The sequence below is a fragment of the Brucella anthropi ATCC 49188 genome (assembly GCF_000017405.1).
GTDB classification, from domain to species: Bacteria; Pseudomonadota; Alphaproteobacteria; order Rhizobiales; family Rhizobiaceae; genus Brucella; species Brucella anthropi.
Genome location: NC_009672.1, coordinates 44,104 through 57,138 on the forward strand (window position 1 = coordinate 44,104; position 13,035 = coordinate 57,138).

Below are 13,035 nucleotides of genomic sequence, written 5' to 3' on the forward strand. Positions count from 1 at the left end.
TTACTCGGATGCGGTAATCACGCGCCCAGCTTTTTCTTCTTGCGGCAGCATAAAGACGAACTCCTCCCGCCCTTCCAATGGAGGTGCGGGAGTGTTGTATTATTGCGGCAATTTTTGGTTGTGGCTTGTTGGTTACCACCTGACGATGAAGCCAGCATTCCCCTTGACGGCATAGCTGTCGGTTGAGTGGTTGAGGGAGGTGTTGATGGAGCCCTGGCCGTAGATTGCATATTTGCTGTCGGCCCAAGCATAGGTGCCGCCGGCGCCGATGCCGGCCCAGGTTTTGTCATTGTCGGTATCGACGTTGACACCGGCCACATTGATGCGGGTGCCGCCGAGGAACTCCTGATAGACATTGGCGATGCCATAGACCGATGTGTTGACCATGCGGCCGTCATCCCCCTGCCAGCTGTCCTGATAGTTGGCGGCAAGACCAATGCGTGCCGTCAGGCTGTCGCCATCCTGCATGTGCACGCGGTTGCCCCAGATGTCGTGGAACGCATCCGCATCGAGTGACGACCACATCAGCTGCGCCTGTGGCGTCAGCGACCAATGTTCGTCGAGCGCAATCCGCTGCCCCACCTCGGCACTCAGCGCATAGCCGAAGGCCTTTGCGCCATCGGCCAGCCCGCTATTGGCCGTATCGGAGTTGAGATCATTGTCGAACCATGTCAGCTGGCCCTGCGTATCGACATAGAAGCCGTCATTGCCATACCAGGTTGCGGTCGCGCCAAGGCTCCAGGCGCTGGTGTCGGTATAACCGTCACCGAAGAACGAGCTGGAATTGCCATGCGCCGTACCATATTGCCCGGTGATCCCGGCAATCAGCTTCCCGTTGGCATCCTCATAGAACTGCCCGTCGACACCGGTCTGCATGATGAAGCTGTTGATATCCTGCTTCATGCCGGTCGCGCTGTGCGGCTCAAGCCGGTTATGCGCGCCCTCGATGCGCGCCCAGATCCCGCGGCTGTCGACAGTGCTGCTGCCTGTATTGCTCGCGTCGTTGTCGTTCCCGCTCGTCAGATAGCGATTGCCGACACGTTCCTGCAGCGTGGGCAGTTTGTTGAGCACCTGCATGTTCTGCGCATAGCCCTGATAGACCGGAACACCGGCACTATAGCGCGGGTTGTCCGGATCGACCGGGCAGGTATTGGTCTGCTGGCAATCGGGGGCCGGCGGTTCCTGTGTCGTCTGGCTGGTCAGATACCAGTTGCCGTCCTTGTTGCCGCTGCCCGCCCCCTGTTGCAGCGTATAGGCATAGGCACCGCCCACAACCGCCTTCTGGCCGTCCTTGGTGGTGTAGTCGCTGACAAGCGAGAAGGTTCCGTTCGACTGACCGGCAACCTCGACCACTTCGATGCCGTTGACAGTCTGTGCCCCCAGTCCACCGCGATTGTTGACCTTCAGATTGGTCGTGCCGGATGTGTCACCACCCACCTTCAGGCGATCGGTTTTGGAACTGTCGTCGCCGAGCACCGTATTGATGACGACCGTGCCACCGGTGCCGGTATAGTTGCCGGTCACGCTCAGTGTCGTACCTGCCGTCTGCTGTGTTCCCATCGTGATGAGACCGCCATTCGACAGCGCGGCCAGCGTGGTATCGAAACCGCCAAGATCGAGCGTCCCGTCTGTACCGACAGTGTAGCCCGACGATGCATTGTTGAAGACACCGGCTGCGCCCTGCTTCAGCGTGCCGCCATCGACATTGGTCGCACCGGTATAGGTGCCGGCCGTATTGAGGGTCAGGGTACCAGTGCCACTTTTGGTCAAATCGCCAGCACCAGAGATTACACCGGAGAACTTGCTGTCGAAGCTTTGTTCGACCGTCAGCTTGCCCGATCCAAGTGCAATATCGCCATCGCCCGTCGTACCGCTCGCGTCGAAGGCCGCAAGACCGCCGACCGTCGTGTCGAAGCCGCCGAGATCGGCCGTTGCACCCGCCTTGACCTTCAAGGTGCCCGTGCCGAAGGCATGGCCAGCGACACCTGCCTTGACCCCGCCATTCTCAACCGTCAGACCGCCCGAGAAGGTGTTGTCGCCGGTAAACGTCGTTGTGCCTGCGCCTTTCTGGACCACACCACCCTTGCCGTCACCGGTGATGTTGCCGTCAAACTCCGTATCGTCGCTCCGGTTGAAGGCCAGCGTGCCGTCACCATAGGCGCCGCTCGAAACCGCAACGTCACCCTTGATGCTGCCCGTATTGCCACCGTCACCGATCTGCAGGACACCACCTGTCACCGTCGTCCCGCCGCTATAACTGTTCGCACCCGTCAGAACCAAGGTGCCGTAGTCGGTTTTGCGCAAACCGCCCGTTCCCTGCAGTTCGGCACTGATCGTTGCCGTGATATTCGAATCCGCCTTGCCGTCGCCGACGCGAATGATTGGCGCAGTGCCCGGCGCACCGTTATCGAGCATCAGCGCATCGCCCGTCAGCACATAGCCACCGGTTGCAAAATTAAGACCGGATGCCGTCACCGTTCCGTTCTGATTATTGATTGTGACCGTACCGGCATTACCGCCGAACACGGCAAATGAACCATTATCCCAGCGACCGTTAAAGAGCTGCCCCTGTTGGGAGCCCTTGTCGTCCTCGGTCCAGTTGTCATTGCTGACATCCCAGGTACCGCTGCCGCCGACGATCTTGCTGTTCTGGTTGTTCTGGCTGCGGTCACCTTCCGCATTCCAGAACGTCACCTCGACACCGTTCTGATTGACCAGATTGACCTGATGTTCGTAATCCGTCTGAATCCACATTCCAGATGCGTCAGAGTTCTGGGGGACAGTGCCGATGGTCATCCCGTTGTCCGTCAGGGTGCCGCCATAATCAAAGATGCGGTACACCCCGGCGCCAAAGCCGCCAACATCCTCGGTCACATTCAGTGTACCACCAAGCGTCAGATCTCCCTTGACGTCGAACAGCGCGCTTCCGGTTGGCGTGCCGAGCGCGATATTCGTCATGCTACCGTTCGCAAGCGTCAGATTACCGTTCATTGTCAGCGTATTATTATCCAGCCCGACAAGTGTTGCACCACTATCGATTGTCGTATTTCCATCGATAGTACCGGTTCCCCTGAGCGTTGCCCCGGTCTGAACCGCCAGATCGCCCCCGAGCGTGCCATCCACGCGCACCGTGCCGGTCTGAACTGTGCCTGTGCCCACAAAGGCGCTTTCGTCACCGCCAAAAATCAGGTCGCCGGTCCCGGTCTTGGTCCAGGTTCCGGTTCCCGTGAGTGCACCTTCAAGTGTCAGATCGGCATCCGTCTGGAACGTGCCGCCGCCATTGCCGATCTCGATGGCCCGTGATTGCGTCGAGAAGGCTGCCGTGTTCTCGAATATGCCGCCATCCAGCGTCAGCTTGCCAGACTGGTCCCCGAGTACACCATTCGATGCCACGGCCAGCGTACCGCTCTTGACAGAGGTTCCACCCGTATAATCATTCGCGCCTGTAAGCGTCAGCGTATCGGTGCCGATTTGTTCGACACTGCCGGTACCGGAGATTTTATCATCGAACGCATAGGCATCGGAACGGTTGAAAGCCAGAATGCCGTTATTGGTCACATCGCCTTCGATCGTGCCGGACGTTCCGCCATTACCGATCTGCAAAGTTCCCTTCGAAATCGTGGTGCCGCCGTCATAGTCATTGTTATAGGTCAGGATCAGCGTACCGTCGCCCGTCTTGGTGAGACCATCGCTACCCAGGATGACGCCGCTGGCAATGACTGTATGGCCGTTCGTGTCGAGCTGGCTTTGCGCTGTATTCAGCTCGATTGTGTGTGTGAAAGTGTTTGCGCCCGTAAAGTCCGCGCCAAACTTCAAGACCGCGTTCCCGGTAGCGCCTCCGGCGACATCCTCGGGGTCCGCTCCGACCGCTACGACGCTTTCGGCAGGCCCCAGATTGTCATCTTGCGTGACGACAAGAGTTCCAGACCTGACATACGTTCCGCCGCTATAGCTGTTGTTACCCGAGAGTGTGATTTCACCACTGCCTGTAATACTGACGACTCCCGTGCCGGTGATCGTATTGTCAACCGTCACAGTACCGGAACGGTCGACAGCAAGAAGCCCTCTGTTGATGCCGTCTATGCCCGTGTCGATATCGCCCAGAACGCTTCCGCTCGTGCCGCCATCTCCAAGCTGCAGAGTACCGCCCAGAATGTCAGTGCCGCCGGTATATTGATTATCAGCCGTCAGAACCAGCCGCCCAGCATAAGTCTTGCGCATTCCATCAGTGCCAACCAGCTTGGCCGAGATCGTGGCTTTCATATCGCCGTCATTCGTGCCGCCGCCAACGCGAATGATCGGCGCTCCCGACAGATTGGAGGCAGGCGACACCAGGGTGAGATCACCGCCGGTCACCTCATAACCGTCGGTCTGGAACTGCATGCCCGAAGCTTTGACCGCACCGGCACTATTGTCGACAGTCACCGTGCCTTTGTTGCTTGCAAAGATCGCAAAGCCGGAATCATCCCACGGACCGTTGAGCAGATAGTTATGATCGGTCCAGCTTTTGTTGCTGGCCTCGTTCGTCCAGGTGCCGTCACCGCCGTTCTGCGCACCATCGTCTTGGTTGGCAGGATTGTCACCATCCCAAAAAGTCAGCTCACCCCCGTTGGTATTGAGGATATTGACCTTACCCGACTGATTGGTCTGGACACTCACCTTGGCAGCATCCTGACCGGACGGCAGGGTTCCTACAGAAAGCGTATTGTCCGTCAGGTTTCCGGAATAGTCGAAGACCGTGTAGATACCCGGCCCATCGTCGCCGAAAGTGCCGACATTGATTGTGCCGCCCAGCGTCAGGTCGCCCTTGACATTGAACAGCCCCGTCTGGCTGGCGCCGCCGAATGAGGCCTCGATGGTGCTGTTATTGGCGAGGCTGAGGTTCTTGTCGAAAGTCAGGACCTGACCGGCTTGACCGACCAGTGAAGCACCGTCGGCAACCGTCACATTGCCACCAATGGTTCCGGCTCCGCCAAAGCTGGCGCCGCTGGCGACACTCACGGTTCCGCCGAGCGAACCGTCAACAAGAAGCGTGCCCGCCGCAACGGAGGTACTACCACCGAAAGCGCTGCTGTCACCACTCAATGTCACGCTGCCTGCACCATTCTGCTGAACAATGCCCGTGCCGCTGATGATACCGGAGAAGTCGAGCGTGTTGCTGCGATTGAACGCCAGCGTGCCGTTATTGTCCACATTGCCTGCAATGCTGCCGGTGGTGCTGCCATTGCCGATCTGCAGCGTGCCTGCCGAAATCGTGGTGCCGCCCGTATAGGTGTTTGTCCCTGTCAGCGTCAGCGTGCCGCTGCCATCCTGATGCAGCGCCCCGGCGCCCTTGATCACGTCACTATATGTATATGCATCGCTGCGCTTGAAGGTGAGCGTGGCCCCCGAGGCGATATCGACTGTGCCTGTGATACTGCCCGTCGTGCTGCCATTGCCGATCTGCAACGTGCCTTTCGAGACCGTCGTCGTGCCGCTGTAGCTATTCGCGCCTGACAGGACCAGTATGCCGTCACCCGTCTTGGTCAGCTTGCCAGCACCGCTGATCACACCGGAAAAATCGTTGCTCTTGGCCGCTGTTGTCTCGATCGTGCCGCCACTCGCGCCGAGCGTTACCGCGCGCGCGCTGTCGAAACTGTCGGTCAGCAGAAGCGAGCCGCCGTTAAACGAAAGCGCACCAGCCGTCGCGCCAAGATTCTCATCCGCACCGACAGACAGGACACCGCCATTGACCGCCGTCCCGCCCGTATAGCTGTTGACGCCTGAAAGTGCCAGCGTGCCGGCGCCGGTCTTGGTCAGCTTGCCCGCACCGCTGATCACACCGGAAAAACCGTTGCTCTTGGCCGCCGTTGTCTCGATCGTACCGCCGCCGGCATCAAGCGTCACCGCGCGGTTGTTGTCGAAACTGTCGGCCAGCAGAAGCGTGCCACCGTCGAACGAAAGCGCACCGGTCGTCGCGCCAAGATTCTTGTCCACACGGACAGACAGGACACCGCCATTGACCGCCGTGCCGCCCGTATAGGTATTGACGCCTGAAAGCACCAGCGTGCCAGCGCCCGTCTTGGTCAGCTGGCCCGCACCGCCGATAACACCGGAAAACTCATTGCTGTGAAACAGGCTGGTCTGGATCGTGCCGCCACCCGCACCAAGCGTCACCGCGCGCGAATTTTCGAAACTGCCCGTCAGCTGCAGCGTGCCGCCGTTAAACGAAAGCGCACCCGTCGTGGCCCCAAGATTGGCGTCCGCACCAACCGAGACAACACCACCATTGATGACGGTCCCGCCCGTATAGGTGCTGTCGCCCGAAAGCGTCAGTGTGCCGGCGCCAACCTTGATCAGCTGGCCAGGATAATTGGGGTCATCGCCATTATCAATCACACCGCTGAAGGTGCCATTGAAACCGTTGGTGTCGATTATGCCGGCTGCGTTAAGACGCAACTCCCGCCCGGAAGAAAAACCGGAACCGCCAAGCTGCAAAGTACCACCAGAAAAATCGACATAACCGGCCTTGTCACCAAGATTCTCGTCCTTGCTGACAATCAGGGTGCCCTTGTTGATCGCCGTGCCGCCCTGATAGGTGTTGTTGCCTGAAAGCGTCAGTGTGCCATCGTCGTCTTTGACTAAAATAGCCGCACCATCAATCGTACCATTGAGCACGGCATCATGACCACCTGTATTGATCCAGCTGGCGAAATTGCTGTCCAGATGTATTTTGCGATTCGTGGAAAACTGGCTGTCAAGCTGTAGTGTGGATTGAAGGCCAAGCGTCAAATCTCCACTGGCATCGCCCAGATTCTCGTCGCTACTGACGGTCAGAGACGAATAATCCGTTACAAAGGTACCACCCTTATACGTGTTCTGGCCGGTCAGAACCAGTGAGCCGTTTGCTGTCAACGCACCATTCCCATCGATCACGCCGGAGAAGGTCGCGTTTCCATTGTAGGCACTGAGCTTGCCATTGCCCGTCAAATGCACCTTGCGTGCGGAGGAGAAAGTTCCGTCGGTTTCCAGCGTGCCGCCATTGAGCGTCACCGCGCCAGTTGCAGCACCCAGATTGGCATCGCTTGTGACCTTCAGAACACCGTCATTGATAAAGGTCCCGCCCGTATAGGTGTTGGTGCCCGAAAGCTTCAGCGATCCCGCACCGGTCTTGGTCAGGCTGCCCGCGCCGCTCATCACCCCTGAAAACGTGCTGTTCGTGCTGGTATTCGTCTCGATGGAGCCGCCACCCGCGCCCAACGCCACCGTACCGCCGAAACTGACATTGGCCGTCAGCTGCAAGGCACCACCGTTGAAGCCAAGCGGACCCGTGCCGAGTGCGCTCATACCGCCAACCGCAAGCGTGCCCGCATTGATATCCGTGCCGCCGGAATAAGTGTTGGCACCTGAAAGCGTCAGCGTGCCAGCGCCCGTCTTGGTCAGCTTGCCGGTGCCGCTCAGCTTGCCGCTGAAACTATGGCTTGCACCCGTGGCCACATCAATCGTGCCGCCGCCAGCATTCAGCGTCGCAGCCAGGGTCAAGTCGCCGCCCAGACCAAGCGCGCCGCCATCAAATGTCAAAGCACCCGTACCAAGATTGCTGTCACTGCTGGCGATCAAAGTACCCGTATTGAGCGAAGTGCCACCGGAATAGGTATTGGTGCCCGAAAGCGTCAGTGTACCGTCACCGGTCTTAGTCAACCCGCCAGTGCCGGACATGACACCGGAAAAACTGCTGCTCGTACCGCTATCCGCCGCGATCGCCCCGCTGCCATTCAACGCGACTGCTCCGCCAAAGCTGACATTGGCAGTCAATTGCAAGGCACCGCCGTCAAAGGCAAGCCCGCCTGTGCCAAGCGCGCTCGTATTGCCAGCGGCAAGCGTGCCCCCGTTGATATCCGTGCCACCCGAATAGGTGTTGGTGCCCGAAAGCGTCAGCGTGCCAGCGCCGGTCTTGGTCAGCTTGCCGGTTCCGTTCACCTTGCCGGCAAATGTCGATGCATCGGAACGGTTGAAGACCAGAGTGCCATTATTGGTAATATTGCCGGCAAGACTGCCGCTCGTCGAACCATTACCGATCTGCAGTGTGGTCCCGCTATCGATCGTTGTGAGCCCGGTGTAGCTGTTTGTCCCGGACAGTATCTGCGTTCCAGACACCAGGTCGATGCCACCGGAACCGGAGATCGAACCTTTGAACTCATCGCCTGTACCTGCGGTCAGGGTTAAAGTCTTGCTGCCCAGCGCGACTTGTCCGGTTGTATCGCCTGTAAGGTGCTGAATGGCGGTGGACGATGCACTGATGGCTGAGATGTCCAGCGTACCATTAACCGTCACGCTGTCAGCCTTAGCCAGACTGCCATCGCTGAAAAGAGCTAAAGTCCCCTGCTTGATGGTCCAATTATGCGTGTCGTTCACAGCACCGGTCATCGTCCAGGTGCTGGTTCCATCCTTGATAAACTGCTCAAACCCTTGATATTTTACACCGATCTGTGTGCCATCGAAGCTTGAGGCATCGGTTCCGCCAAGAACGAAGACGTTTCCGCTCGTGCCACCAGCTGCAACCACATTGCCATTGATGACGGAGCCATTCCATATCTCGAATGTATTGTTATTGCCGACGATATCGACCGCATTGGAACTGGGACCACTCGCGCCCCCCGACACCCACCGAGCACCTGCAGATATCGTCCCTGCATTCACAACATGCGAATCCGCCCCCATTCGTACACCGCTTCCAGCAAAGCCGAGAGATACACCCTGCGATGACCCGACCCCGGCAGCACCCGCTATTGTTCCGTAGTTGATCAGGGTAGATGTGTTGGTGACAACAGCGCCATCCCCGCCGCCGCCCGAAGCCCCCCCCCTTCCCGACATGTTACCCTGGCCACCACTTCCACCCTGTCCGCCTGTTACGGTCATGTAAGTTGACAAAGTTGTTCCGGAAAGGATGATACCAGCACCACCACCGCCGCCGCCGCTGCCATAGTAGGAACTCGAGGAGCCAACCCCATTCCCTCCCTTCCCGCCGGAGACATCTGATCGCAACTCCCCGGTGAGGTCGACGAGGTACAACCCAGCACCGCCACCGCCACCGCCACCGCTTGGATAACCGACATTAATCGCGGGGGCGGTCACTCCGTCCTGACCGTGTATTGTCGAACCATCGGCCGGAATAGCGGTGTCACCGACTGCCCCCCCAGCTCCACCTACTTCTCCACTCCATGTCCCATTTGCACCTTTGCCGCCAACACCATTCTGCGACGGAGCTTCTCCAGCTATGGGATTACCATCGACATCAACTGTAGAACCGCCACCGCCATTGCCACAACCGCCAGCCCCACCAGCACCACCGGGCGATGGCGCTACCGGACCACACAAGTCAGGTGTAGCGCCGGTTGTCGCGGCAACATTGAACACAGCCGAAGGCAAGGGCGAGCTGAACGCAGCTCCACCTGCCGTCGACAACGTGACCGGGGTGCCATCGTTCAAATCACCTGCACCAAAATTGAACGAAGCAATGGGAGAAACATAGGGATCGGCCACGACCAGTGTTGGAACCTGTAACTCGTCGCTATTGTCCTGTGCCGTATAATCCGTTGCCTTTCCGGAGCTGACGGAAAGCGCCAGCGTGGAGACGGAAATGGCCAGCACAAGCGCTGCGGAAGCCAGGACGCCACCGCCAGATTTTTTATATCTGGTTTCACGCCGCGTGAACGGCACGACTGCTGAAACTGAGCAATAAAAACCCGCCAAAGGATTTCTCCACGAAGTATGACATAAAAATAATCACATGCGTTATTAATGAACGGTGTAAACTGATTTCCCAAATACCTCAATAGTATAGAAATTATGGCACATTTCGCTTGATTATTTATTATGCATTACTAATATATAATAATTCTATATACTTATTTTGCTGAAAATATACTCTATAATCGACAAAAATTCCACATGAAGCGCTGAGCTGCCGCACCCTGGGGAGCTTCAAGATGATCTGACCACATCATTCCTATTGGATTGGGCATCGACGAGCCTTTACGAACTTTCGTCCCATTGACTCGACAACGGAACCGCGCACTCGTCGGGCCGGATTGAAAATTCAAGACATCCTGGAAAAGCCATGCCGAGAAGATATCTCTGATACATCGGCCCAGCATCTGTGAGCTAAGCGAGCCAACTGACGATGTTTCCTCGGAACTGAATGATCAGCCTGGCAGGACGGTGACCACCTCTAGCGAGAAACGAAAAGAGATCATTCTCCGGGAACGGAACACGTCCGGTAAGCCCACGGAGCCCAGTAATTCCTCGAAAGACAAACCGCGATCATGAATACACGCTCATGCAAACTCATGCTTTCTAGAATTCAAATAGACGCTCGAATAAGCATCCAATTTTGCCAGCAATCTGATCTCAGAAAATAAGGAAATTATATACAAAAAAAAGAATACCGCCATGGAATAGTTAATTTTTTGAGATAGCAATCAATAGCGATATATAAATCTAATAAAATAAGATACGATAATCATATTATTATGACTAATTCTATACTATAATATTTATTATAAATACATAATTATACTAATTATACATTTAAAAATGAGGACTATTAAATGAAGAGCAATTTATTTATTTATTGCATCCCTTTCTTTTTATTTGGCTGCTCGACGCCGAGTTCAAAAGTGCTTCCCCCATATAAATTAAGTAATGGTGACACATATCAAGATGTCGTTACCGTTGGGTCTGACGGAAAAGGGCTCTCCCCTACTGTAACCGGCGTTAAAACTTTTCATATTCGCCCAAACAAGAAGAGCGAATTGGTATCCCACGCGGTTGGATCCGAAAGTAGCATCGCCAATGCTTTGATTAGTTCATCCAGCAGCACGCTATCCAGCACTCTGCCAATATTGCTGTTGAATAACAGAAATAGATCCAAAAAAGATTATAACAATATCGTAAATAGCTACAATTCTGGCAGTGGAAATAGCGGAGACTATAGCGGAAATGGAAATAACAACTAAAGTTTACCAAAATTTGGAGGTTTTATTGATCGCTTAGACTAGGTCTATAATATTATTTCCCAGACCAGCGCGAGCCAGGCGGCCTTCCAGAAGACTGCCCTGGCTCGCGATAATTTGAGCGATATAGAAGGTCTCTATTTTGAACATCTCGGCGACGATGCCGACCAAGGCCTTGGCCTTTCAAAGTGCAGAATGTGCTTGATGTTCACCAAGTGCCACTACGAGAAATCTCTTAACAGGAATACGCGGCTCCAGAACTGGAGTGCCATCGGCTGGTCAATCGAGCGCTATCGCGCTGGAGGTGTAAACAAGGCTCTGGTGGAGTATTATCGTAAAGTCGTCGGTGACAGCGAGTACGCCGATGAAGACCCTGCGGCACAAGTATGTCGAAAGACAAAGCGCTGAACAACTTTCGCCCCAGAGCCCCCATAATACCTATTATAAGCGCCTACCATATCTCAGGTAGGCGCTTCATTTATTTTACCAACGGCCGCCGTTGTTGGTGTTGCCGTTGCCGCTATTGTCACCGGAGTTACCGGAGCCGCTGTTGCCATTACCAGTATTGTTGCCACCATTGCCCTGGAACAGGGTCGTCGCTGCCGGGGACTTTTGAGCAACGCCCGATTCTACTGGCGACTTCATGGTCCCGGCATGGGCTGCAAAAGGAGCAAGAGCAATAAAAAGCGTAATAAAAGTTTTCTTAATCATAATAATATTTCTCCATATTTACTAAGCAAAGCTAATTATCTTTGCATTATTATTTGACATCAAATACGAAAACCTTTCAACGCCAATATATAAGTAACTCTTTGTGTTAATTATATAATAATTTAAGAATGTATAATTTACCACCTTTCCAAGGGCGATTAGAGGAAGCCGTATCGAGCATTTGAAGACGGTAACCGACCGCGACGTTTGCTGGTTCGCAGTTGGCCGATTGTCAGATGACGCCAGGTCCTTAACGACACAGACATCCGACGCGCGTTTCAAGCATCAAAGCTTCCTGTTGTTTTTTGTGTCCGGGGTGACGTCATCAAGAAAGTTCACCGTGGGAACGAAGAACAGAGAGCCCGTTACCGCACGACTAAAATCGAGAACATGGTCATAGGTTCCCGGCGGGTTGCCGATGAACATATTCTCCAACATTTTTTCAATACGTGACGGCGAACGGGCAAAGCCGATAAAATAAGTTCCGAACTCGCCTTTTCCAATCTCGCCAAAGGGCATGTTGTCACGCACGATCTGCAACTGCTCTCCATTCTCTTCAATGTTTGTCAGTACATTGTGTGCGTAGGGTTTCTTTTGCTCATCGCGTTGCTCAATATCGGAAAGCTTGTGCCGACCTATTATATTCTCCTGTTCCTCAACGGGGACTTTGTTCCAGCTATCGAGGTCATGAAGATACTTCTGGACGATTACGTAGCTACAGCCGGAAAATTCCGGGTCTTCATTGCCGATGAGAGTTGCCGACAAGGCTGCCTGATCAACCGGGTTTTCCGTGCCGTCGACAAACCCCAGAAGATCGCGATCATCAAAAAACTTGAAACCGTGCACCTCATCGACAACTGCAACGTTACCTGAAAGCCTGGACATAATGTGGCTGGCCAGCTCGAAGCACTGATCCATGCTGTCTGCGCGTATGTGAAAAAGGATATCGCCGGGTGTCGATACAGCCGTGTGAACACCGCGAATCTCCCGGAACGCATGCAGTTCTTTCGGCTTCGGTGAGCCGAAGAGCCGGTCCCAAGCCTCCGAACCAAAACCGGTTATGCAGGAGAGCTGTCCATTCAACCGCCGAAATCCAACGCCTCGTACAAGGCTTGAAAGATCCGCGCACAACCCCCGAACCGTCCGCTCCGCATCAGCGCCCTCGTTGATGGTTACGACAAGAAAGATAGCGGCTCTCGTCAGCTTTCCGACAACTGACTGGGAAACTGGGAGCGAAGAAATACCATCTGTGGCCATGCTCAATCCATCTCGACAAATGAAAATTTTCAGGCTTTAGCAACCGCTCATCTATGCTTACCCCGAAGTCAAA

General features: G+C 55.3%; 5 protein-coding genes. 2 read left to right on the forward strand and 3 right to left on the reverse strand.

Annotation, left to right across the window (positions count from 1 at the left end):
• Positions 1-132: 132 nt before the first annotated feature.
• Positions 133-9,732 (reverse strand): autotransporter-associated beta strand repeat-containing protein, encoded by a 9,600-nt coding sequence (locus tag OANT_RS25205; protein WP_049768482.1) that lies wholly within the window; start codon positions 9,730-9,732, stop codon positions 133-135.
• Positions 9,733-10,589: 857 nt separating this feature from the next.
• On the opposite strand from OANT_RS25205, the gene OANT_RS26145 reads away from it, so the two are divergent.
• Both OANT_RS26145 and OANT_RS24995 read left to right on the forward strand, forming a co-directional pair.
• Positions 10,590-10,997: a hypothetical protein gene (locus OANT_RS26145; RefSeq protein WP_011983135.1), complete on the forward strand. Its 408-nt coding sequence runs from the start codon at positions 10,590-10,592 to the stop codon at positions 10,995-10,997.
• Between the two features lie 114 nt (positions 10,998-11,111).
• Positions 11,112-11,402 (forward strand): hypothetical protein, encoded by a 291-nt coding sequence (locus OANT_RS24995; RefSeq protein WP_125335853.1) that lies wholly within the window; start codon positions 11,112-11,114, stop codon positions 11,400-11,402.
• A 75-nt stretch (positions 11,403-11,477) separates the two neighbouring features.
• Here the strand turns inward: OANT_RS24995 and OANT_RS25000 are convergent, their stop codons facing one another.
• Positions 11,478-11,705, reverse strand: a complete 228-nt coding sequence (locus tag OANT_RS25000) for a hypothetical protein (RefSeq protein WP_040128498.1) — start codon at positions 11,703-11,705, stop codon at positions 11,478-11,480.
• A 285-nt stretch (positions 11,706-11,990) separates the two neighbouring features.
• A complete protein-coding gene (locus OANT_RS25005; protein WP_011983136.1) occupies positions 11,991-12,962 on the reverse strand; it encodes a Dyp-type peroxidase in 972 nt (323 codons plus the stop codon).
• Positions 12,963-13,035: the final 73 nt, after the last annotated feature.